This window comes from Corynebacterium sp. MSK158 (genome assembly GCF_030229085.1).
Classification (GTDB): domain Bacteria; phylum Actinomycetota; class Actinomycetes; order Mycobacteriales; family Mycobacteriaceae; genus Corynebacterium.
The window spans coordinates 19,752-42,224 of record NZ_JASPHJ010000002.1 but is presented as its reverse complement, the minus strand read 5'-3'; the positions used below and the strand labels follow the sequence as shown (position 1 = coordinate 42,224).

The window sequence follows — 22,473 nt, the reverse complement described above, 5'->3', positions numbered from 1 at the left end:
TGCGCTGGGACTATGGATTGACGGGGCGAGCAGAGGCGGGACGCGGCTCAGCGATCTTCGGGCGGTGTAGCCCAGGGCGGGCGCCAGACGATACCTTCGCCGGGGCGGCGCTCGAGCCGGCCGCGGCGCGGCGGCGCATTGGGGTCATCATCATTGACCCCGTTGTGATACTTGCAGGCCATGGTGAGGTTTTCGGAATTGGTGTCCCCACCGAGCAGCCACGGGGTGAGGTGGTGAACTTGGCATTCATCCGCTGGCGTGTGGCAGTCGGGCCACGGGCACACTGGATTTTCCGCCATCGCCATCTGCCGTTGCTTCCACGTAGCCCGGCGCCGCGATTGGTAAAGGTTTACGGGTCCGGTGACGGGATGGATGAGGGTGATAAGGCCGACGTCGGCAAGCGCACGGCGGGCAAGGTCCGCACCGGAAATCTGCGCGCCATTGGTCAGCTGCAGCGTCACGTCCTCGCCGTGGGTGACCTTGACCATCTCATTGAGGGTGAGGACCACGTTGGTGGTGATTGTGGAAGCGGCGGCACCCTGGGAAAAGACGCGGCGAGCATCGGCGACGGTGGAGACATGGTTATTAATCTCTGCCACCAGTTCGGACTCGGCGGTAATGGTCAGCGTCCACAGGTCATCGCGGCGGCGGGTTAGGCGCACTCCCTCAGAGCGCTTGGTGGTGCGCTCCTCGCGCACAAGGCGGCGGGCGCGCTTTTCAATCTCGCTGGTAGCAACGCGCAGAGCGCAGAGTTCTTCGCGCAGCGCCCAGGCCGCACGCTGGGTTTTCATCTTCTGGGCGTAGTGCTCGATGATTTTTAGCGCATCGAGCGGCAGCGTCGTGCGGCGGGCGGTGCGCTGCTTGGCGCGAAAGGAGGTGCGGCCGAAGTAGGTATCGGCAAGGCGGGCGAACTCGACGGCTTCGCGGTCGCTAAAGCCCTTATCGACGAGCTCTTCTACCGACAGCCCAGCACACTCCTCGATGAGCACCATCGGGGAGTTCACGGCTGTCAGGTAGGTCGAAATCATGGCCCCGAGCCTAAGTGGCCGCGCATGCCGGCGCGCGGAGGCGGGCGGTGACCTGTGGATAACCGCCCGAACTACACCATTTAGGGCCGAGATGGGTGATGGCTCTACAAAAACCTGTGGATAACTAGCTGCCGAGCGAGTCCACGGAAAAGGCCAGAAAGGCCATCGTGACGCCGAGCAGGCCGGTGAAACAGGCGTCGAAGCGGCGCGAGCGCACGGCTAGCACGCCGACGCGACTGGAATCACACGTCAGTCGGACCACGGTGAGCCACAGCAAGGCCAATCCGAGGAGGAATGTGGCTCGCCGCCAGTACTCGAAGACAGCATAGCCACCGGAGACAATCACGCCGGCCACGAAGAGGCCGATTGCTGCCCACTGCGCGGCGGGCGGCAGCGAGGAGGGCGCGAGGCCGGCGTCGTGCGGGTTATCTAGATTCACGCCAACTTTTCCGCGCGCTCGACGATATTGCGCACCAAGAAGGCACGAGTCAGCGGGCCGACGCCGCCCGGGTTCGGCGAGACGAATCCGGCCTTGTCCCAGCAGTCTGGGTGGATGTCGCCGGTGAGCTTGCCGTCGACGCGGGAAACTCCGACGTCGAGAAGCGCGGCGCCTTCCTTAATCATGTCCGCGGTGAGCATGTGGGGCTGGCCGGCGGCGGCGATGACGATATCGGCCTCGCGGGTCTCGGCGGCCAGGTCTTTGGTTCCGGTGTGGCACAGGGTGACGGTGGAGTTCTCGCTGCGGCGAGTAAGCATCAGGCCAATAGGGCGGCCCACGGTAACGCCGCGGCCGATGACCACGGTCTTGGCGCCGTTGAGCTCAACGCCGAAGCGGCGCAAAAGGTGCAGACAGCCGTTCGGGGTGCACGGCAGGGGCGCCTCCTCGTTGAGCACGAGCTTGCCCAGGTTAACCGGGTGCAGACCATCGGCATCCTTGGCGGGGTCGATGCGCTCGAGGATGGCGTTTTCATCCAGGTGCTTGGGCAGTGGCAGCTGGACGATGTAGCCGGTGCAGGCGTCATCGGCGTTGAGCTCATCGATGACGGCCTCGAGCTCTTCCTGCGTGATGTCGGCCGGCAGGTCCTTGCGGATGGAGTTGATACCGAGCTTTTCGCAGTCGCGGTGCTTCATCTTCACATAGGACTGGGAGCCGGGGTCTTCGCCGACCAGGACGGTGGCGAGGCCGGGGGTAATCCCCTTGTCCTTCAGCGCGGCCACGCGCTGGGCAAGGTCAGCAAAAATCTCGTCACGGTACAGTGTGCCATCTAGTTTGGTAGCGCTCATAGCCACCATCCTAGACTGAAGGCATGAGCCAGCTGCACATTGTCTTTGATAACCCGGTCATTCCTACTAATACAGGCAACGCCATCCGCACGGCCGCGGTGACGGGCGCGAGCCTGCACCTAATTGAGCCGCTGGGTTTCAATTTCGACGATAAGCACTTAAAGCGCGCCGGGCTGGATTATCACGATCTGGCCGATGTGCAGATTCACAAGGATTTTCAGGCCTGCATGGATGCGCTGCCGGGGGCGCGCGTATTCGCGTTTACCACGCATACGGATAAGTGGTTTACGGATATCGAATACCAAGAGGGCGATGTCTTGCTCTTCGGCACGGAGCCGACTGGCCTGCCGGAGGAGCATATTAACCATCCGCGCGTGACGGATCACGTGCGCATTCCGATGGTGCCGGCTAGGCGCTCGATGAACCTGTCGAATTCGGCGTCGACGGCCGTATTCGAGGCGTGGCGCCAGCTGGGATTTAACGGGGCGGTTTAAGCCCTGGCAGCTGGCGGGAGCGCAGGCGGGCAAGGAGTGCGGTGGCGTCGGCAAGCGTGAGGTTGCGCGCGGCCATGCGCACGGGCCCTTGGACTAGGTCGAGGTCGACGGTGGCTAGGCCGAGCGCCTGGGAAATCGGCCCGCGGCGGTAGGTGAGCTCCTGGATATGGGAGGTGTGGATGGCCTTGACGCGGCGGTTGAGCCGGCCGTTGCGCACGATGACGTAGTCGCCGGTGAGCGCGACGGTTTGCTGGCGGTAATCCAGCGGGGAGACCCACTTGGCGCGGGCCGGCGAGGCGTAGGTGGGGGCGGCGTCGGCCGGGAGGAATTGCCGGGCTTGGGCGAGGGTGCCCACCGGCAGGATGCGGGTGGAGCCAGAAGCCTTGCCGCTTGCCGACGCCCCATACCCCGCCACCGAAACCCTCACCTCGTACCAGCCCAGCGGCCGCCAGAGGAAGGGCTGGGTAATTTGCACGGCGTGGATGCGGTCGAGGCGGATGCTTTGGCGGCGGCGGTCGGCCAGACCGTAGGTGATGTTGAGGACCTCGCCGTCGGTGCGGGCGGTGTAGCGCCAGGAAGAATCGAGCACGTTCCATGCGTTGGGGATCGCGCCGACGAGGATGGGCAGCGCGGTCGACAGCGGTAGCCGGGTGACCACGACGACGATGAGGAAGCCGACGAGGAAAAGCGTGGAGGCGCGCAGCGCGGCCGCCATAAGGGAGCGCGCGATGGGGATTTCGGGCACGAGGGCTGGTTCTTCGGCCGGTTCGGCGGGTGTGTGGGCGCTGGTTGCGTCGGCGGCGGTTGCGTCGATGTCAATGTCCGCGGCCGGTGCGGGTGCGCCGTGAACGCGGGCGAGGATGTCCTCGCGCAGGGCTTCGGCGTCGGCCTTTTTGAGGTACGCGATTTCGATGACGGATGATTGGCCGCCGGCGGTTTCCACGCGCACGGCCGCTAGCCGGAAGAGGCGTGCGATGACGGGTTCGACGACGTCGACGGCCTGGGTGCGGTCATAGCGCGCGGTGCGCAGTTGGGTGGAAAAGAGTCCGCGGCGCAGGGAGAGCTCGTCCCCGCCGAGCTGGTAGCCCATGCGGCGCCACCACAGGCCGGAGGCGAGCCACACGACCGCGCAGATCGCAACGAACCCGGCGATCGCAAAGGCGGTATCGCGCAGGGCCTCGCCGCGGTGCTCGCCGGTGATGAAGGCGAAGATATCGCGCAAGGCCTCCAGGTTGACGTTGAGGGCGAAGGCCGCGATGAGAGCCAGGATCACTGACCACAGGCGCAGCAGCGGGGTGAGACGATGGACGCGGCGGAAGCTTGGCTGGGTGCTGGACTGGTCGCTCATAGGCCGCTCATCCGTTCGCGGGCTTGGTGGGCAAGGCGGGCGCGGAGGGCGTCGGCAAGCGGGGCTTCCAGGCCCTTGATGGTGGCGTCCGTGCTGGCTGAGGCCGTGTGGAGCTGCAGCTTTTTCAGCCCGAGGGCGCGGTCGATGGGCCCGGAGGTCACGTCGACGAATTGGATACGGCCGTAAGGCACCACGGTGAAGGAATGCCAGAGCTTGCCGCGAGTGATAAGCAGCTCATCGTCGGTCTCGAGCCAGCCCATGTTGCGCACCTGGGCGGGGATGAGCCAGAGCAGCCAGAAGAATAGGGCGACGAAGACACCGGCCGCCCAGTAGAACCACGGAGTCCACCAGAAACCTGCCGCAGCAGCGGCCGCGGCGAGGACAATCATCCAGCTCAGGTGGTGGATATAGCGCGAGGTCACCAGGCGTGGCGAGACGGGATTCATTTCTTCGCTCATAGTTATTGACAGTATCAATCGGGCCATACCCTTGCGCCACTTATCGTTAATCGATATTATCGAATTACGACAACATCGAGAGTCGATAAACAATCGGCGGAAAGGATTGTCATGACCACCCCACAACCCACCTCCAAGGCCGAGCGCCGCGAAATTAACACAGCGGCCGGCATCTGCCTCCTTACCATCGTCATCCTCGGCCCTACCTACCTGCGTGAGCTTGCCACCGGACGCTTTTCCACCGCACTGAGCGCAGCCATCCCAGAAGGCCTAAGCAAACACAACCTCGACGGCGGACCATTCTGGATGCTCACCGCAGCGCTCGTCGTTAAGATTGCGGCTATTTTGATCATCGCGTTCTTTACCTACCGTCTGGTCAAGCCCATGCTTCGCGGGCAGGTCTTCACTACGAAAAATATTCGCTTCCTCAATGGAATAGCCATCGGGATTCTCGTCTGGTTTATCGGACGCTTCCCGCTCGAAGGTATGGGCAACAACTGGGCCTCTTCACAGCTAGGGATCGACTGGTGGTCCAGCCAGAGCGGAACGTCATTTGGCGAGCTCGCGCTGCTTTACCTCTTTGCCTGCGCCCTACAGCTCTTCTCAGCCGCCATCAAGCGCGGTTGCAAGCTAGAAGAGGAGGTCGAAGGACTTGTCTGAGCCACAAGGACCCCAGGTAGTCTGCCACCTCGACCGAATAATGGAAGAGCGCGGCATAACCGGAACGGCACTCGCTAAAGAAGTAGGCATCACCCCAGTCAACCTCTCCGTATTGAAGAATAATCGTGCCAAAGCCGTACGCTTTAGCACCCTCGCAGCACTGTGTGCGGCGCTGGACTGCCAGCCGGGAGACATCTTCGGCGTCGAATAACAACCCTTGCCAGGGTGTTGGGTTTATGCAATACTTTGACTTATGTCCCCAAAGAAGAAGCCCTCCGCACCCATCTATAACCGGGTACGCGTGCTGCGCGCCGAGCGGGACATGTCGCGCGCCCAACTGGCTGAGGCCATCGATGTTAACCCCCAGACCGTCGGAGCCCTCGAGCGCGGGGACCACTCCCCCAGCCTGGACCTAGCCTTCCGCGTCTGCGAAGTCTTTGACCTTCCGGTGGAAGCTATCTTTTCCCGCCAGGAATTTTCCCCCATGTCCACTGAAATCTACAGGAAGAATTCCTAACGGCTAACACGATTCCCGCCTCCGTTTCTCGCCGCAAGCGCCTTGTCCTGGCCGGCGATATTTTCCTCGGCCTGGCTATCGTGGCTGCGGCCCTGCACTTCTTTACGCTCAGCTTGTCTAACTTGCTATGGCCGATTGCCGGTATCGCGGCCACCATCTACACCACGTCGCTCCGGCAGTCCATCCGTCGCCTCGATGAACCCACCACGGAGATGGATGAGTACGAACTGCGCCTGCATACCGACGCCCGCGACACAGGGCTTAAGACCGCAGTGGTTATTTCTATAGTGCTCTTCCTCGTTGCCGTCACCACCGCATTCGGCCTGCGCTTTCTCGGGGCGGAGCAGGTTGCAGTGGAGGAGGCGACCTCGGGGGCTAGTATCGCCATCTTCTTTGCCAAGCTCATCTACACCCAACTGCTGTGGATTCCATTTGCGGTAGCCAAAGAATTGGCCAATAAACTCAACGCAGACGAGCTGCGCAGCGGAGGCAACTAGCGGAAATCGCGGGAGCCGCGGGAGAGGAATTCACCAAAATCCAGCGGCTCGAGCTTATCTGCGACCACGCTGACCGCGCCGGTGGCATTTTGTACGATGCCGCGGATGATCATTGCCCGGGCGGTGCGGGCCAGAACTCTATGCCGCGACCACAATCCGGGTGAGACCATCACGTTCATCAAACCGGTTTCATCCTCGACGCCCAAAAAGGTCAGGCCAGAAGCAGTACGTGGGCGCTGGCGGTGAGTGATAATGCCGGCGATGCGCACGCGGGTGCCATCGGGGACATGGGGGAGCTGGGAGGCAGGGAGGACGTCGGCAAGCGAGGCACGCACCAGCTCCATCGGCTGCTGGTTATGGGTCACGCCGGTGGCGGCGACGTCGGTAGCCATAAGCTCAAAAGCAGACATGCCGGGCAGGTGCGGCGAGGCCAGGGCGGAGGTGCCGGGCAGCATGCCCTCGCGCTCGGTGGCGGCAACGCCGGCCTGCCACAACGCTTGGCGACGGTCCAGCCCAAGGCACTCCAACGCCCCGGCCGTGGCCAGCGCCTCCACCTGCTCCACACTGAGGTCCGCCCGGCGCGAAAGATCGGACACGCTAGCAAAAGGCGCGGCCGCCTCTACACGCTCGGCGGCGGACTCCCCCAGCCCTTTGATGAGGTTAAGGCCCAAGCGAATCTCGGCTGGTCCCGTCGCGCGGGCCTGGGCGCCGGAGTCATTAATACTTACCGGCAGCACCCGCACGCCGTGGCGCCGGGCATCCTGGATGAGTGACTGCGGGGAATAGAAACCCATCGGCTGTGCGCGCAGCAGGCCCACACAAAATTCCGCCGGGTAGTGATATTTAAACCACGCGGAAAAATACACCAGCGAGGCAAAGGACTGCGAGTGGGATTCCGGAAAACCATAGGCGGCGAAGGCCACGATTTTTGCCCAAAGCTTTTCTGCCACCTCCCCCTCGATACCGTTGGTCTCGCGCAGACCAGCATAAAAACGGCTGCGCAGCGCGGCCATCTTTTCCGGGGAGCGCTTCGAGCCCATGGCGCGGCGCAGGTCATCGGCCTCGGCACCGGAGAAGCCGGCAGCGTCAACCGCGATCTGCATCAGCTGTTCCTGGAAGAGCGGGATGCCCAGCGTCTTGCCCAGGGATTTTTCCAGCACCGGATGGTCATAGGTCACCTCTTCAAGGCCATCGCGGCGGCGCAAGTAGGGGTGCACGGACCCGCCTTGGATAGGTCCGGGGCGAATGAGCGCAACCTCGACCACCAAGTCAAAGAAGCGGCGCGGCTTCAGGCGCGGCAGCGTGGCCAGCTGCGCACGGGATTCCACCTGGAAGACGCCCACCGCATCGGCGCGGCAGAGCATGTCATAAACTTCCGGCTCGGCAAGGTCGAGCTCCCACAGGTGCACCTCGCGGCCGGTGGTGGCGCGCACGGCATCGATCATGTGGTGCAGCGCCTCCAGCATGCCCAGGCCCAAAAGATCGAATTTCACCAGGCCAGCGGCCGCGCAATCGTCCTTATCCCATTGCAATACGGAGCGATTTTCCATGCGCGCCCATTCCATGGGCACGACGTCCGCAATGGGCCGATCGCACAGCACCATGCCGCCGGAGTGGATGCCCAGGTGGCGGGGCTGGCCGAGGAATTGCTCGGCCAAAGAGGAGACGTCGGCAGGCGGCTCAGAGGTACCTTTCGACCACGCATCGGCCGAGCCCTGCGGGTAGCCCAACGCGCGGGCGGCATCGCGCGTAGCTCCCTTGCGGCGATAGGTAATGACATTGGCCACCTGCGCGGCGCGATCGCGGCCGTGGGTGCGGTAGACATACTGGATGACTTCCTCGCGGCGGCCGGACTCGATATCGATATCAATATCGGGCGGGCCATCACGGTCTGGGGAGAGAAAACGCTCGAAAAGCAGCTGCGCAGAGATGGGCTCGGCATTGGTAATGCCCAGCGCGAAGCACACCGCAGAGTTGGCGGCCGAGCCGCGACCTTGGCACAGAATATTCTCGCGGCGGCAAAAATCCACCAGGTCGCACACGATCAGGAAGTAGCCGGGGAAGCCCAGCTGCTTGATGACACCCAGCTCATGCCGAATCTGTTTCCTTGCCGCCTGCCTAATCTCGACCGGGCGCGAAGCATAGCGGTCCTTGGCGCGGCGCCAGACCTCGTGCTCCAGCCAGCTCATTTCGGTGTACCCCTCCGGCACCGGAAAATGCGGCAGGTTGGGCGCGAGGGCGCCCCAGGTAAAGGAGCACTCGCGGGCGAGCGCCACGGTTGCGGCGATGAGCTCCGGCCGATCCGGCAAGAGTTGCGCCATCTGCTCGCCGGATCGCAGCCAGCCAGCACCCATAGGGTGGGCGTGCGGCGCGGCGGCCGCGAGGGATTCGCGCCGGGCCAGGGCACGCTTGGCGGCGGCGAGCCGAGCTTGGTCGCGGGTCGCCGCCGCGGGTCGTGCGGTTGCGATGGCCCGCAGGTTATTGTATTTATCGAGGAAACGGTGCTGATCCGCATCCTCGGGGGACATGCTGCACGAATATTCGAGAACTATGCTGTCTATTTTTATTCTTTCGAGCAAGTTATCGATTTCTGCTAGCGCCTCCGGTCCCACCAGAAAGAAGCACTCCCCTTCCAGTTCGCGCGCCACCTCATCCAAGGACGGATAAGCCACGCGATCCTTCTCCCCGGCTTCCATCCGGGCGCGCGCGATGAGGCGCGACAGGCGGCGATACCCCTCCGGAGTGCGCGCTAGGACGGTCACCGAACCCTCCGCGAGCGATAGCTCCGCACCATATACAGCCGGAAGGTCCGCTTTAGCTGCGGCTTCAGCAAATTTCATGAGTCCATAAAAACCATCGCGGTCCACGATGGCCAGCCCCTCAAGCCCCAGCTCTACAGCCCGGGCCACCAGTTCCTCCGGCTCGGCGGCACCATCAAGAAAACTATAGGAACTTACCGCGTGCAGCTCCGCAAAGGGCACGGCGGAGTGACCGCGCTGGGCAGGAACCGTTGGTCCGTGAAGGTGATCCACCGGCACGGGCGCAGCAGATTCACGGCCGGAGAGGATGCGCTCCACCCGCGACCACGACAGCGCCTTTCCGCCATTAAATTTCACTCCACACAGCGTAATATCGAATCATTGTTCTAGACAAGCCGGTGGGACGTGATGCTCGCAATAGACAAAGCGGTTCGTTGATTGCTAAGTTGCTAAACAGACAAATTATTTCAACTCCTACAAGAAGGGGATTCCCCATGCAGATCCGTCGCGTAGTGGCTGCTACCGCCGCCGTAACCATCGCTGCCACCAGCCTGGTGGCATGCTCTTCCGACTCCGATGACTCCAAGTCCATCAAAGTCGGCACCACCGATGACGCAAAGAAGGCTTGGGTAGCGTTCGAGCAGGAAGCAAAGAACGCAGGCTATGACATCGATATCCAGCCTTTCGCGGATTACAACACCCCGAACCAGGCTCTGGACCAGGGCGAGCTGGACACCAATAACTTCCAGCACCTGAAGTTCTTGGCGGAGTATAACCACGGCAACGGCACCAACCTGGTGCCTATCGTGGCTACCGAGATCGTGCCGCTGGCACTGTTCTGGAAGGACCACGACTCCCTCGACGGCATCGAGGGCGAAGAAGTCGCCATCCCGAATGACTCCACCAACCAGGCTCGCGCCATCAACGTGCTGGTTCAGGCAGGCCTTCTCACCCTGAAGGACAAGGACAACTTGGAGCCCACCCCGCTGGACATCGATGAGAAGAAGTCCAAGGTCAAGGTCACCCCGGTAGACGCGGCACAGACCACGTCCGCACACGGCGAGGGCACCCCGGCGATTATCAATAACTCCTTCCTGGAGCGCGCCGGCATCGACCCAGCCACCGCCATCTTCCAGGACGATCCGAGCTCTGAAGAGGCAGAGCCGTACATCAATGTCTTCGCCGTTCGCGAGGAAGATGCCGATAACGAGGACATCAAGAAGCTCGCCGAGCTATGGCACAGCGACGCCGTCCAGGAGGGCGTCGACGAAGACTCTGCCGGTACCTCCGTCCAGGTGGAGCGCAGCCAGGAGGATCTGCAGAAGATCCTGGATAAGCTCGAAGCAGATCTGGACTAATCACCCTTGCTTTTACCCCGCCGGAGCCCCCGGCGGGGTTTGGCACTTTCCTAGTTAAGGACGCAAACACGTGGCAGATTCCACTCACCGCGGCACCCGCATCGAGTTCCGCGAGATCACCAAGGTCTTTAAACAGAAAAAGGCACGAGTCAAGGCCCTCGACAATGTCTCCATGACCATCGAGCCCGGCGAAATCGTCGGCATCATTGGCTATTCCGGCGCCGGCAAGTCCACCCTCGTGCGCATGATCAACGGCCTGGACACCCCGTCCGCCGGCGAGCTGTTGCTCGACGAGACCAATATCGTTGGCATGTCCGAGAAGAAGCTGCGCGGCATTCGCCGCAATATCGGCATGATCTTCCAGCAGTTCAACCTGATGAACTCGCGCACCGCGGCCGGCAATATTGAATACCCGCTGCAGCTGCAGGGCGTCGGCAAGCAGGAGCGCGCCCAGCGCGTGCAAGAACTCCTGGACTTCGTCGGCCTGGGAGACAAAGGCAAGAGCTACCCGGAGCAGCTCTCCGGCGGCCAGAAGCAGCGCGTTGGCATTGCCCGTGCGCTGGCCACCAACCCTTCGCTGCTGCTTGCCGACGAAGCCACTTCCGCCCTCGACCCCACCACCACGCAGGAAGTCCTCGACCTGCTGCGCCGGGTAAACAAGGAATTCGGCATCACCATCGTCGTTATTACCCACGAGATGGAAGTCGTTCGCTCCATCGCCGATAAGGTCGCCGTGATGGAAAACGGCCGCGTAGTAGAACAAGGCAGCGTCTACGAAGTCTTCTCCAACCCGCAGACCTCCGTGGCCGCCAAGTTCGTGGCCACCTCGCTGCGCAACGAACCCGACGTCGTCGAAACCGACGATCTGCTTGCGCACGAAGGCCGCCTGTTTACCATCAACCTCACCGAGGAATCCGGCTTCTTCACCGCCGCCGCCCGGCTCAAGGAAGCCGGCGTGTCCATCGCCGTCGTGCACGGCGGTATCACCACGTTGCAGCAGCATTCCTTTGGCAAGCTGACCGTGCGACTCAGCGGCGATAATAACGCCATCGAGGAGTTCTACCGCACGCTTTCTACCACCACCCAGATTGAGGAGATTGCACGATGACCGTCACCAACCTCGCCCAAGCCAACTGGGACCGCCTCGGCCCTTCACTCGCCGATGCCATCGTCGACACCCTCATCATGGTCTCGACCACCCTCATCGTCTCCGGCATCCTCGGCCTTGGCCTGGGCATGCTGCTCTACACCACCCGCACGGGCGGCATCCTGCAAAACCGGTTTGTCTACGTCATTGTGAACCTGCTGGTGAACTTCGTCCGCCCCATTCCGTTCATCATCTTGCTGGCCTTTGCCCAGCCGTTGACCGTCGCTGTAATGGGCGGTTCCATCGGCCGCGGCCCGGCCACCTTCGTCATGGTGATCGCCGCAACCTTCTCCGTGGCCCGCGTGGTGGAGCAAAACCTCGTGGCTATCGATCCCGGTGTTATCGAGGCCGCCCGCTCCATGGGTGCCTCGCCGTGGAAGATCATTACCTCCGTCATCGTTCCGGAGGCCCTCGGCCCGCTGATTCTGGGCTACACCTTCTTGTTCATCGCCATCGTGGATATGTCCGCCATGGCCGGCTACGTCGGCGGCGGCGGCTTGGGAGACTTTGCCATCGTCTACGGCTACCGCGCCTTCGAGTGGGAAGTCACCGTCGTGGCTACGCTCATCATCATCGTGCTGGTGCAGGCCGCCCAGTTCCTCGGCAACTGGCTCTCTTCCAAGGTCATGCGCCGCTAGCCCCCGCTTGCCGACGCCGCCCCCGCCCCGCGCAGCCTACTCCGCGACCGGCTCCACGCCGGTCGCTACGATGGCTTGGCCTTTCTTCGGCGCATCGCCGCACGAAGAGACCACGCCTTCTACCTCGCGCTCCTCGAGCGCCACGCGCCAGCGCCGGCCGTCAGCGTGGCTGACCTCGCCGCCGTCGGTGGCAGTGAGCTGGCCGTAGGCGAGGTCCTCGCCGGCGTCGATAAGCGAGCGGGCCACCGCCAACTCCGCCACCTGGCCGCGCGGGCCGAAAATACCGCGCCCGCGATTTACTGGGTAGAAATACTTCCCCTTCGCCGCCGCCGCAATCATCTGCGCGGCGGCTTCTTTATTCATTCGGCCAAAAGAATAGCCCCACGGCATGAGCATGACCGACGGCGCGAATCGGTGCCCCTTCGTGTGCGAGGTCTCCCACACCATATCCGGATAGTCCGCCACCAGCTCCGCGGCCAGCGGCCGGCCCTTGACCGCACAGCACGTATCGCGCTTCGCATGCGTGCACACCAGCACCAGCGGCGTGTCCAAAGCGCCGCCCCCATTGCGGCCAGGCCCGGTCAGATCCAGATCGAGGATCTTCTCCGGGCCCGTCAGCAGCACGAGTTCCATCACGCCCTGCTCGGCCCACACCAGGTAACAACGGTGCATCTTGCCTACTTGGCGGCCATCGCGGCCCGGCCGGCGAATAAGCTGCAGCCCTGCCATACCCTTCAGCTTGGTCTTGAGCTGCGCTGTGAGCTCCGACCCAAAGGTATCGCCGTCGAGCACGTCTCGCGACCATCCGCCCGGCCACTCGAAAAGCACATAGACGGATTCCTTCTTCGCCGTGCCTGGCAGCGGCTCTACCTGGATATCTGAACAGAACTCGGTCATATACCTAAGCCTAACCTTTCTGCTTTTCAGCTCACACCCTTGGCAACAATTCGGCCACGAAGTACCCCCTCAGCTATACAGTTCACGGCCGAAAATATAACCTAGGGGACATGTTGAAAGTCCGTCTCGCCACAACGCTTCTCGTCGCAGCTTTCCTCAGCGGCTGCGCCGCCCACGAGACGGACCGCACCACCATGGCCGCGTCCGCGGATAACTCCCAGCTCAATCCGCTGGGCCAAGCCAATATGGAGATGAAAACCCTCCGGCCGCAGGCGCCCTCCGAGCTCACGGTGACCGACGTGCGCATCGGCCGGCACGAGGGTTTTGAGCGCGTCGTCTTCGAGCTCGACGGCGGCGGCGCTCCCGGCTGGTTCGTGGATTACGCCGACACACCCACACAGCAGGGCTCCGGCAAGACCATTGACCACTCCGGTAAGACCGCACTCAATGTCAATATCGACGGCGTGGTCTACCCCTTCGAAGCCGGCAAAGATGATCCTCGCATCGGCGTAGTGGATGCCCCCACGGCGGGAGTTGTCACCCAAGTGGTCAATGGCGGCACCTACGAGGGCCGCTGCCAATTTGTCATCGGCATGACCTCTCGCAAGCCTTATTCCGTGCAGGTGCTCGATAACCCCACCCGCCTCGTGGTCGATATTCGCGATTAATAGGTCGCCTCAACCCGCCAGCGGCCGCCGGACCATACCAAGAGCCAGGCCCGCTGATGCTCTTCGTGCTCGGCTTGGCCCACCACCTGCAGGCGCGCTACGTGCTGTGGAGTATCGGTCCACCACTGCGTATCCACCGGCCAGGGTCCGGCCCAGCCCAGCACACGGAAACGATGCGCACCCCAGCCCAAGGCCACCGGCACGCTGGAGAGGAGGGCTTCGGCGGTAACGAAGACGGGTCGCTCGGCGGCGTCGATAAGCCGAATGCGCGCAGCCGGGTGGTTCGGCCCACCGCCCAGCCGTGCAGGCAGGGGCGCGGGAATGCGGCCGGGCCACTCGCCCTGCGGCGGGGCGTCGCGCTGCTCGCCATAGGGCACGTACTCGATGCGCTCAGCCACCCCACGGCCGCCCACCGCCCGCGGCTGCAGCACGCGGTCCACCCCCAGCTGCGATTGCACGCGGGCGATCACGCGCTTGACCTGCTCCTGCGAGCCTTCCCCACCCCAGAGGCCGGTGGCGGACGGGGCGGCAACCTCCACCGGCTCCAGCGCTAGGCGGCGGATGGCCGCGCCCTCACCAGTAGCGCGCGTGAGCCAGCCATCGAGCTGCCAGCGCACCCGGTCCGCGGTGGCCTGCTCCGTCAGCGCTTCCTGTGTGCGCCATACCCGCGCCAGCTCCTCACCGGTGTCAAACTCCGCCACCACGCGCAGCCGCAGGCACACCTTGCCGGCCTCCTCCAAGCGGGCATGCAGCCGAGCCGCGAGTTGGCGAGCCGCGAACGCCGCCGCATCCACGCGCTCGATGCGCTCTTCCATTTCCACGGCCAGGTCTGGACGCGCCAGCTCTGGGGCCACGCGCCTATCCGCACGGGCTTGGGCCAGTTCGTGGGCACGCCGGCCCGACTCACCAAACCGGGTAGCTACCTGCTTAAACGGCAGCGCAGCCAAGTCACCCAGACGCCGCACCCCTAGCTTGTCCAGCTGTGCGATAAACCCAGCCTCAAAGCCCAAAGCCTCATCGGCGGCCAGCACGCCTATGGGCTGGGTGGCCAAAAACTCCCGCGAGCCGCCCTCCGGCACCACTGCGCCCACACCACGGTGCCGGGCTGCGATGACGGCCGTGGCAATCTCATCGGCGACGCCGAGGGTGGAGTCGAAGCCGGCGTACGAAGAGGCGTCGACAAGCATCTCTAGTGCTTTCTCCCCGTGGTAGCGCAGAGCCGCGCCCGCATCCACAATCGCCAGGCCTGGGCGCAACACCTCCACCGAGGACGCCACCGCATCTAAGCCGGCCGCGACCTCCGCAAACGCCGCGCCATCCCGATCCGGATTGGCCTCCACCACTGCGGCCTCGGGGCACAGCGCTTGGGCCTGGCGCAGACGCATCCCGCGCCGAACACCCGCCCGGCGCGCCTTCCTATCGCACACCGCCACCGCGTGATTGCGCGCAATAATCATAGGACCCTGCCCGCCGGCAGCCTGGATGGGCCAATCCGGAAACCACACGGCCGCTACCCTCATACGGCCTCCAACCGGCGGCACTGCCCCACCGTGAGCACCCCGCGCGAGGTAGCCTGCTTCGAGGTCACCTCCACCTCCATGTCCACGCCGCGAATGCGCCCACTGCCCTTGCCGACGCCCCGATAGGCACTCACCCGCGCCCCTATCCCCACCGCCGTGCTGGGCAGGCGCGTGCCCACCGTAAGCACCGCCGCGCGCCCGCCGCGCACCTTTGCCAGCACCGGCCGAGCCTTGGTAGGGCTCACCTCACCGGGCGGCCCATGGTGGACAACAAGGTCTAGCCCTTCCGCCAATACTCCCGTCACCATCCAGGATTCCAGGCCCGGATCCGGCACGGTCACCACACGTTCGATATCGCCCTTATCGGCCACGTGTGCGAGTAGCAAATCCGGCCACCCCACCACTGCCACATGCCCGCCACGGGCGGTGAGGTGACAGATAAGCTCCACCACCAGCGCTGGACAGTTCGCACAGTGCACCACCTGCCGGCGCGCCAGCCCACCTGCAGGAAGCAAGCGGGCCAGGCCAGGGAGGGTATCTACCAGCTCTTCTTCCGGGCCGCGCTCCATAGCGCGCATGCGGCTACGCAGCATCGCCACGCGGTCCGACCTACTTAGTCCGGCCACCGCTTTTTCTAGGCGAACGCTCGTTTGACTCACCCGAATAGTATGAACCCTTACCCGGACACATGCAAGTATATGTTCGAATGGTAGCCTTAGCGGCATGAACTTCAACGCTGCCTACGGCGCCATGCGCGAGCACACCACACCCATCCCTACCCCGCCTTGGGTGCGTTTGGGCTCGTCCATCCTCATCGGTGCGGCCGTGGCACTCTTGGCTAGCCGCGCGCATATCTTTGCCGCACTGGTTGGGGCGCTCGTATGCCTCGTGGCGGCCTTCGTTCTCGTCTTTGCCCACCCCTACCGCCGCGCGATGCGCGCTTATGCCGACAAGCGCAACGTCGCTCTAGTTCCCACCATCGCACAGCTCGTGCCGCTTATGGTCTTGTGGCTTATGGTGATGCTCGCGCCCATCGTGGCCCTGCCCGCATGGGGCGCCGGTCTGGTGTGGCTAGTGGTCTTTGGGCTGAGCTTTTTCGTCTTCCCCCATGTGGATGGCACGCGCCGGCTCGCGTTTGCCTAATCTATACGACACTTTTCGGGGTTATCCACAGCTTTTTCGGCCCGCGGCGGGTATGCGGGCCGGGTTATCCACAGAATCGGCCGTAGCGGTTGCGCCGGCCCTGCGCCGGTATGGGTGTGCGCCGTAGCGTTGCAGGCATGAACGCACTCGAGACCTACCTCACCGCCTTGGGCCCTGGCATGGATATCATCGCCGGGTGCCAAGGCATGTCCGGGTCCGAGCTCATGGATCACGGCGCTCCCGATGCCATCGCCGCCGATCTGCTGCTTTTGTGCGAAAGCTACTTCGGCCGCACCAAATTTACGCGCCTGCAGCGCCGCGCTATTGCCGACGCCCGCCGCAACACCCACTCCATCGCCACCCTTACCGCCCTAGAACGCATTGTTAACCGCGCGCCCAGCAAGAAGCAGGCCTGGCAGCTGCGCGCGGAATGCTGCGCGATGACCGGCTCGATGAGCCACATCCTTAAGCACGCCCGACGGCGCCTGCGCGAGATGAAAGACGACACCGTAAGCCCAGGCGTGCGCACTTACCGACGCCCCAATGATTACTGGACGCTGGCCATCACCGGAACCTCTAGTTTCATCGCGGATCTCAACGCCGCGCTGGCCGCGACCGGAAAGCAATCGCTCGAGGCGGTAGAAAAAATCTTCTTTGACCAAGCTGCGGCCGCGCGGGCAGAAGTAGTGACCAATGCCATCGTGCCGTTAGACAAATTCATCCGCATCCGCGACGGCCGCGGCGATGATATCGAGCTCGATCTGACCAACGGTGCCACCATCACCGGCACCGAATATCTGCGGCGTGTGCTCAACGACGTCGGCTTTGCTGGCGACAAAGAAACCGGCTACGTCACGCTCGTGCACCCCGAAGAAGGGCCGGTCAATCTCTACCGCACGGCGCGCGTGGCCAATGACAAGCAGCGCATTATGGCCGCTGCAGAAAATCCACGCTGCGCCTGGCCGGGCTGCAACCAACCGGCCGACCTCTCCCAAGTCCACCACCTCAAGGCGTGGAGCAACGGCGGGGAGACGAATATGAAAAACCTGGTCATGTGCTGCGCTTATCATAATGGCGTCAACGACGATGACCCCAACGCCCCACCTCGGCGCGGCCGCCTCGAGCGGGTGGGCGGGCGCATTGTGTGGCGGGCACCGTTTACCCCGCGCGAGTAAACGCCGGCGCCAAAACGAGCGAAAAGGCGCTCAGCACTAGACTGAGCGCCTTCTACGCATGCCGTTTTACTCCCACTCGATGGTTCCCGGTGGCTTGGAGGTGCAGTCCAAGACCACGCGGTTGACGTCCTTCACCTCGTTGGTGATGCGGGTAGAAATCTTCTCCAGCACTTCGTACGACAGGCGGGTCCAGTCCGCAGTCATGGCGTCTTCCGAGGACACTGGTCGCAGCACAATCGGGTGGCCATAGGTACGGCCGTCGCCCTGCACGCCAACGGAGCGGACATCGGCCAGCAGTACTACCGGGCACTGCCAAATCTGGTCATCCAAGCCGGCATTGGTCAGCTCGGTACGAGCAATAAGGTCCGCCTCGCGCAGCGTCTCCAAGCGCTCTTCGGTCACCTCACCGATAATGCGGATGCCCAATCCCGGACCGGGGAATGGCTGACGGTTGACGATCTCTTCCGGCAGACCCAGCTCACGGCCGACGGCACGCACCTCGTCCTTAAACAGCAGGCGCAACGGCTCAACCAGTTCGAACTCCACGTCATCTGGCAGACCGCCGACATTGTGGTGAGACTTAATATTCGCCGTGCCATCGCCGCCGCCAGACTCGACGACGTCCGGGTACAGAGTGCCCTGAACGAGGTAGTCGATGGTGGAGCCTGCAGGGGCGTCGTCAAGCACGCCTGCAACCGCGCGCTCAAAGGAACGGATAAACTCCGCGCCGATGGCCTTGCGCTTGGCTTCTGGGTCGCTAACGCCTGCCAGCTTCTCCAAGAAGGCAGCACGCTCATCCGCAGTCACCAGCTTCGCGCCGGTGGAGGCAACGAAGTCCTTTTCTACCTGCTCGCGCTCGCCGGCACGCAGCAGGCCGTGGTCAACGAAGACACAGGTGAGGCGATCTCCAATGGCGCGCTGCACCAGTGCGGCCGCCACCGCGGAATCCACACCGCCGGACAGGCCACAAATAGCGCGGCCTTCCTCGCCCACCTGTGCGCGGACATCCGCGATGAGCTGCTCGGCGATATTATCGGCCGTCCAATTCTGCTCTAGGCCAGCGATCTCGGTAAGGAAACGGGTAAGCACCTCTTGGCCGTGCGGCGAGTGGAGCACCTCAGGGTGGTACTGCACGCCGGCCATCTGCTTGGCTGGGCACTCCATAGCGGCAACGGGAGCACCGGCCGAAGTAGCAGTAACCTCAAAACCTTCGGGAGCGGCAGATACGGCATCGCCGTGGGACATCCACACTTTGTGGGTAGCCTCCAGGCCTTCGTGAAGTACACCGCCCTTAACATTCATATCGGTACGGCCGTATTCACGCTCGCCGGTGGAAGAGACAGTGCCACCAAGCGCATGGTTCATGGCCTGGAAGCCGTAGCAGATGCCGAAGACAGGAATGCCGAGCTCAAGTAGCTCCGGCTTGAGGGCCGGGGCGCCATCGGCATATACGGAAGATGGTCCACCCGACAAAATGAGAGCGGCTGGATCCTTTGCTTTAATTTCCTCTACAGAAGCGGAGTTGGGGACAACCTCGGAGTAAATCTTGGCCTCGCGCACGCGACGGGCAATAAGCTGCGCGTACTGAGCGCCAAAGTCCACAACGAGGACGGGGCGCGGGGTAGTATTTGGCTTAGTCACGCCCCATAGTCTAACCCACTAAACTGATAGCTTATGAAGCGCTTGACTATTGTGCTCGCCGCGGGGCTGTTGTTGTGCAGTTGTGACGCCACCCCAACTACGGCCGAGGTGGCGTCTGCGCTGGATGAACAAGGCCCGCAACAGGTGACGCTTCCGGCCGCGGAAGTCTTTGGAAGCGAGTGGGATGAGTGGGTTCCATTGTGCGGCACGCAGCAGGCAGAGCGCGTGGGGCATCCAGAAGTAGCGCAAAATTCGGTGGTTCTACGCGCGAGCGGCGAAGAGAAGGTTGTAGAGCTCAATCCCTCGGGAGTACGCGTGTGCCCGGTCCACAATGCAGGGCAATGGCGGCCGATGACGGGCAAGACCACGTGGAGGCGTGAGGGCGGCTGGCAATTGGTTTCCTAACCACTCTCCTACCTCGCTAACTGGTATCTGTTCGGCGGCGAAGGAAGCCCTGAGACAAAGAAACGCGGCTGCGCCAAGAAGGCACAGCCGCGTCAGGACCCCGTGCTAATTAGTAGCGAACGGCGAGTTCGACCTTCTGGAAGGACTTCAGGTCGGTGTAGCCGCACTTGGCCATGGACCGGCGCAGCGCGCCGACCAAGTTGGTGCGGCCGAAAGGCTCACTGGAGGGACCATGCAGCACGGTTTCCAGCGACGGGGCGGCCGACTCTTCGGCGGCTTCGGCCGGGGTACCGGTGGTGAGGAAATCAACGTCCAAGTCGGTATCGGCCCCGGAGAACTGGACGAAGCCGCGTGGGAAACGCGGGTGGCCGGCCGTGGCGGGCCAGTACCAGCCCTTGCCGCCGGCCTCGCGGGCTTGGGCAAGCAGTGGGCCGAGAGCAACACCGTCAGCGCCGCAGGCGAAGGCCTTAGCAATATTGCCGGAGTTTTCGAACTCGGTATCGGCGATGATGTGTACATAACGGCCGCCGGTCTCGTCGAGGTAGTCGCGGCGGGCTGCGGCGGCGTCGGCAATCGCGGTGCCCATGGCCGAGTCGATGCCAACGGTCTCGGCGTTGGTGGTCACACCCGCGCCTACGATGACGCCGGCCGCGCCGGTGCGCATCAGGTGTAGCGCGGTGGTGTAGTCGGTGACTCCGCCGGCAATGACGGGAACGTCAAGGGAACCAATGAACTCCTTGAGGTTCAGCGGCTCACCTCCGGTAGCCACGTGCTCGGCCGAGACTAGGGTGCCCTGGATAAACAGCAACTCGGCACCGGCCGCGATGACCTTCGGGGCCATCTCGCGAGCATTTTGCGGAGAAACGCGCACAGCAACGGTAACTCCGGAGTCGCGGACTTGGGAGATGCGCTCGGTAAGGAGGGCGTCGTCAAGCGGGGCGGCGTGCAGCTCCTGGATGATGGAGTTATCGCCCGGCTGCGAGTAAATGCGGGCCAGGGCGCCCTCGAGGTCCTTGTGGCGACCCCACAGGCCCTCGGCATTGATGACGCCCAGGCCGCCTTGCTTGCCCATCTCGATGATGAACTCGGGGGTGGCGAGCGCATCAGTGGGGTGGGACACGAAGGGGATGTCGAAGGTATAGGCGTCGATGTGCCAGGTGGTGTCCACGTCCTTGGAGGAACGGGTGCGGCGCTGCGGCACGATGGATAGTTGCTCTAGATCGAAGGTGCGGCGGGCCTCGCGGCCGATGCCGATTTCGGCGTATTCACGCATGATATTCCTAGCGGTAGTTTGGTGCTTCTGCGATTTGCTGCAGGTGGTGCGGGTGGGATTCCTTCAGGCCCGCGGCGGTGATTTGGACGAAGCGCTTGGTCTTTAGCTCGGCCAGGGTGGCGGAGCCGGTATAGCCCATGGAAGCGCGCAGACCGCCGATAATCTGGTGCACGATGGCATCGATATCGCCGCGGAAGGGCACGCGGCCCTCGACGCCTTCCGGAACCAGCTTGTCCTCGCTGCGGACGTCAGCTTGGAAGTAGCGGTCCTTGGAGTAGGAGCGCTTCTCGCCGGAAAGTCCGCGGCCCTGCATGGCGCCCATGGAGCCCATGCCGCGGTAGCGCTTGTACTGCTTGCCCTGGTAGACCACGATGTCACCGGGGGCTTCGGTGGTACCGGCAAACATGGAACCCAGCATGACGGTATCGGCGCCAGCCGCCAGAGCCTTGGCGACGTCGCCCGAGTACTGCATGCCACCATCGCCGATAACCGGTACACCGGCCGGGCCAGCTACTGCGGCGGCCTCCATCAGGGCCGTAATCTGCGGCGCGCCCACGCCGGCGACGACGCGGGTGGTGCAAATGGAGCCTGGGCCGATGCCGACCTTGATGGCGTCGGCGCCGGCATCAATCATTGCCTGGGCAGCCTCGCGGGTGGCGAGGTTACCGCCGATGACATCGACCTGGGAACCGAAATCCTTTTGTACGCGGGAGACCATTTCCAGCACGCGGTTGTTGTGGGCGTGGGCGGAGTCGACGACGAGGGCGTCCACGCCGGCGTCGACAAGCGCGGCGGCGCGCTGGTAGGACTCCTCGCCGGTACCGATGCCGGCCGCAACCAACAGGCGGCCGGCCGAGTCCTTGGACGCGTTGGGGTACTGCTCGGTCTTGACAAAGTCCTTGACGGTAATCAGGCCGGTGAGCTTACTATCCGCATCGACGATGGGCAGCTTTTCCACCTTATTGGCCGAAAGCAGTTCGAGGGCTTCCTTCTTAGATACACCCTCGCGCGCAACAACAAGCGGCATGGCCGTCATGACCTCGCTGACCTTGCGGTCAAAGTCAGGCTCGAAGCGCATATCGCGGTTGGTGCAAATGCCCATCAGGGTGCCGTCCTCGTCTACCACCGGCAGGCCGGAGATGCGGAAGCGGGCGCACAGCGCGTCTACTTCCCCGATGGTCATATCCGGGCGCGCAGTGATGGGGTCGGTGACCATGCCGGACTCGGAGCGCTTCACAATCTCGACCTGCTCGGCCTGATCCTCGGTAGACAGGTTGCGGTGCAGCACGCCGATACCGCCTTGGCGGGCCATGGCAATGGCCATGCGGGCCTCGGTCACGGTATCCATGGCGGCCGAGGCAAGCGGGACGCCGAGGCGGATATTGCGGGTAAATTGCGCGCCGGTATCGACCTCGGAGGGCACGATATTGGATTCGGCGGGCAAAAGGAGCACATCGTCAAAGGTCAGGCCGCGCAGGGCTACCTTGTTCGGGTCATCTCCACCAGTATGAATACGGTTCTCGCTCATCGAGGTCTCTCCTTAACAGGTTTAGCGGCTAACCC

The 22,473-nt window shown here is 63.5% G+C and carries 24 protein-coding genes; 12 read left to right on the top strand and 12 right to left on the bottom strand.

The window, feature by feature from the left end:
* Positions 1-47 precede the first annotated feature (47 nt).
* The 3 genes from QP915_RS02280 to QP915_RS02270 all read right to left on the bottom strand — a co-directional run bounded on the left by QP915_RS02280 (position 48) and on the right by QP915_RS02270 (position 2,312).
* Positions 48-1,028, bottom strand: coding sequence for an HNH endonuclease signature motif containing protein (locus tag QP915_RS02280; RefSeq protein ID WP_284767811.1), 981 nt, complete (start codon positions 1,026-1,028; stop codon positions 48-50).
* Positions 1,029-1,152: 124 nt separating this feature from the next.
* Entirely contained in the window at positions 1,153-1,467 is a 315-nt protein-coding gene (locus QP915_RS02275; protein WP_284767810.1) for a DUF3017 domain-containing protein, read from the bottom strand.
* Complete coding sequence (locus QP915_RS02270; RefSeq protein WP_049378933.1) at positions 1,464-2,312, bottom strand: bifunctional methylenetetrahydrofolate dehydrogenase/methenyltetrahydrofolate cyclohydrolase; 849 nt, start codon at positions 2,310-2,312, stop codon at positions 1,464-1,466. The genes QP915_RS02275 and QP915_RS02270 overlap by 4 nt, the downstream gene beginning before the upstream one ends.
* A 23-nt stretch (positions 2,313-2,335) precedes the next feature.
* On the opposite strand from QP915_RS02270, the gene QP915_RS02265 reads away from it, so the two are divergent.
* Entirely contained in the window at positions 2,336-2,806 is a 471-nt protein-coding gene (locus tag QP915_RS02265; RefSeq protein WP_049383604.1) for a tRNA (cytidine(34)-2'-O)-methyltransferase, read from the top strand.
* Here the strand turns inward: QP915_RS02265 and QP915_RS02260 are convergent.
* Both QP915_RS02260 and QP915_RS02255 read right to left on the bottom strand, forming a co-directional pair.
* A complete protein-coding gene (locus QP915_RS02260; protein ID WP_284767807.1) occupies positions 2,790-4,154 on the bottom strand; it encodes a PH domain-containing protein in 1,365 nt (454 codons plus the stop codon). The genes QP915_RS02265 and QP915_RS02260 overlap by 17 nt on opposite strands.
* Entirely contained in the window at positions 4,151-4,612 is a 462-nt protein-coding gene (locus tag QP915_RS02255) for a PH domain-containing protein (RefSeq protein WP_284767806.1), read from the bottom strand. Before QP915_RS02255 ends, QP915_RS02260 begins: the two co-directional genes overlap by 4 nt.
* A 111-nt stretch (positions 4,613-4,723) precedes the next feature.
* On the opposite strand from QP915_RS02255, the gene QP915_RS02250 reads away from it, so the two are divergent.
* The 4 genes from QP915_RS02250 to QP915_RS02235 all read left to right on the top strand — a co-directional run bounded on the left by QP915_RS02250 (position 4,724) and on the right by QP915_RS02235 (position 6,286).
* Entirely contained in the window at positions 4,724-5,272 is a 549-nt protein-coding gene (locus tag QP915_RS02250) for a hypothetical protein (RefSeq protein WP_005322654.1), read from the top strand.
* The gene (locus QP915_RS02245; protein WP_255712183.1) at positions 5,265-5,483 is read left to right on the top strand and encodes a helix-turn-helix domain-containing protein; all 219 of its coding nucleotides are present in this window, start codon (positions 5,265-5,267) and stop codon (positions 5,481-5,483) included. The genes QP915_RS02250 and QP915_RS02245 overlap by 8 nt, the downstream gene beginning before the upstream one ends.
* A gap of 42 nt (positions 5,484-5,525) precedes the next feature.
* Positions 5,526-5,789, top strand: coding sequence for a helix-turn-helix transcriptional regulator (locus QP915_RS02240; RefSeq protein ID WP_023020645.1), 264 nt, complete (start codon positions 5,526-5,528; stop codon positions 5,787-5,789).
* Between the two features lie 113 nt (positions 5,790-5,902).
* Positions 5,903-6,286, top strand: coding sequence for a hypothetical protein (locus QP915_RS02235; RefSeq protein ID WP_284767804.1), 384 nt, complete (start codon positions 5,903-5,905; stop codon positions 6,284-6,286).
* Here QP915_RS02235 and QP915_RS02230 read toward each other — a convergent pair.
* Positions 6,283-9,402 (bottom strand): error-prone DNA polymerase, encoded by a 3,120-nt coding sequence (locus QP915_RS02230; RefSeq protein WP_284767803.1) that lies wholly within the window; start codon positions 9,400-9,402, stop codon positions 6,283-6,285. The two genes, QP915_RS02235 and QP915_RS02230, sit on opposite strands and share 4 nt — an antisense overlap.
* A 137-nt stretch (positions 9,403-9,539) precedes the next feature.
* Here QP915_RS02230 and QP915_RS02225 point away from each other — a divergent pair, with 137 nt between their 5' ends.
* From QP915_RS02225 to QP915_RS02215, 3 genes are all read left to right on the top strand, one after another.
* Positions 9,540-10,403 (top strand): MetQ/NlpA family ABC transporter substrate-binding protein, encoded by an 864-nt coding sequence (locus QP915_RS02225; protein WP_284767801.1) that lies wholly within the window; start codon positions 9,540-9,542, stop codon positions 10,401-10,403.
* 70 nt (positions 10,404-10,473) lie between these two features.
* Entirely contained in the window at positions 10,474-11,511 is a 1,038-nt protein-coding gene (locus QP915_RS02220) for a methionine ABC transporter ATP-binding protein (RefSeq protein ID WP_284767799.1), read from the top strand.
* Positions 11,508-12,188 carry a methionine ABC transporter permease gene (locus QP915_RS02215; RefSeq protein ID WP_005322670.1) on the top strand — a complete coding sequence of 227 codons (681 nt, stop codon included), beginning with the start codon at positions 11,508-11,510 and terminating at the stop codon, positions 12,186-12,188. Before QP915_RS02220 ends, QP915_RS02215 begins: the two co-directional genes overlap by 4 nt.
* A gap of 36 nt (positions 12,189-12,224) precedes the next feature.
* On the opposite strand, the gene QP915_RS02210 is transcribed toward QP915_RS02215, so the two are convergent.
* Entirely contained in the window at positions 12,225-13,085 is an 861-nt protein-coding gene (locus QP915_RS02210; protein WP_284767797.1) for a sucrase ferredoxin, read from the bottom strand.
* Positions 13,086-13,195: 110 nt separating this feature from the next.
* Between QP915_RS02210 and QP915_RS02205 the strand changes: the two genes are divergently transcribed.
* A complete protein-coding gene (locus QP915_RS02205) occupies positions 13,196-13,753 on the top strand; it encodes an AMIN-like domain-containing (lipo)protein (RefSeq protein WP_284767796.1) in 558 nt (185 codons plus the stop codon).
* On the opposite strand, the gene QP915_RS02200 is transcribed toward QP915_RS02205, so the two are convergent.
* Both QP915_RS02200 and imuA' read right to left on the bottom strand, forming a co-directional pair.
* Positions 13,750-15,273, bottom strand: coding sequence for a DNA polymerase Y family protein (locus QP915_RS02200; protein ID WP_284767795.1), 1,524 nt, complete (start codon positions 15,271-15,273; stop codon positions 13,750-13,752). The two genes, QP915_RS02205 and QP915_RS02200, sit on opposite strands and share 4 nt — an antisense overlap.
* A complete protein-coding gene (gene imuA' / locus QP915_RS02195) occupies positions 15,270-15,932 on the bottom strand; it encodes a DnaE2-dependent mutagenesis accessory factor ImuA' (RefSeq protein WP_502869308.1) in 663 nt (220 codons plus the stop codon). The genes QP915_RS02200 and imuA' overlap by 4 nt, the downstream gene beginning before the upstream one ends.
* 64 nt (positions 15,933-15,996) lie before the next feature.
* On the opposite strand from imuA', the gene QP915_RS02190 reads away from it, so the two are divergent.
* On the top strand, positions 15,997-16,416 hold the full coding sequence (locus QP915_RS02190) for a hypothetical protein (protein ID WP_284767793.1): 420 nt from the start codon (positions 15,997-15,999) through the stop codon (positions 16,414-16,416).
* A gap of 137 nt (positions 16,417-16,553) precedes the next feature.
* Entirely contained in the window at positions 16,554-17,591 is a 1,038-nt protein-coding gene (locus QP915_RS02185) for an HNH endonuclease signature motif containing protein (protein ID WP_284767791.1), read from the top strand.
* A gap of 66 nt (positions 17,592-17,657) precedes the next feature.
* Here QP915_RS02185 and guaA read toward each other — a convergent pair whose 3' ends face one another.
* Complete coding sequence (gene guaA / locus QP915_RS02180; protein ID WP_284767790.1) at positions 17,658-19,232, bottom strand: glutamine-hydrolyzing GMP synthase; 1,575 nt, start codon at positions 19,230-19,232, stop codon at positions 17,658-17,660.
* A gap of 33 nt (positions 19,233-19,265) precedes the next feature.
* Between guaA and QP915_RS02175 the strand changes: the two genes are divergently transcribed.
* On the top strand, positions 19,266-19,637 hold the full coding sequence (locus QP915_RS02175) for a hypothetical protein (RefSeq protein WP_284767789.1): 372 nt from the start codon (positions 19,266-19,268) through the stop codon (positions 19,635-19,637).
* A gap of 109 nt (positions 19,638-19,746) precedes the next feature.
* Here QP915_RS02175 and QP915_RS02170 read toward each other — a convergent pair whose 3' ends face one another.
* Both QP915_RS02170 and guaB read right to left on the bottom strand, forming a co-directional pair.
* The gene (locus tag QP915_RS02170; RefSeq protein WP_284767788.1) at positions 19,747-20,910 is read right to left on the bottom strand and encodes a GuaB3 family IMP dehydrogenase-related protein; all 1,164 of its coding nucleotides are present in this window, start codon (positions 20,908-20,910) and stop codon (positions 19,747-19,749) included.
* A 7-nt stretch (positions 20,911-20,917) separates the two neighbouring features.
* Positions 20,918-22,438 (bottom strand): IMP dehydrogenase, encoded by a 1,521-nt coding sequence (gene guaB, locus QP915_RS02165; protein WP_284767787.1) that lies wholly within the window; start codon positions 22,436-22,438, stop codon positions 20,918-20,920.
* Between the last annotated feature and the right edge of the window lie 35 nt (positions 22,439-22,473).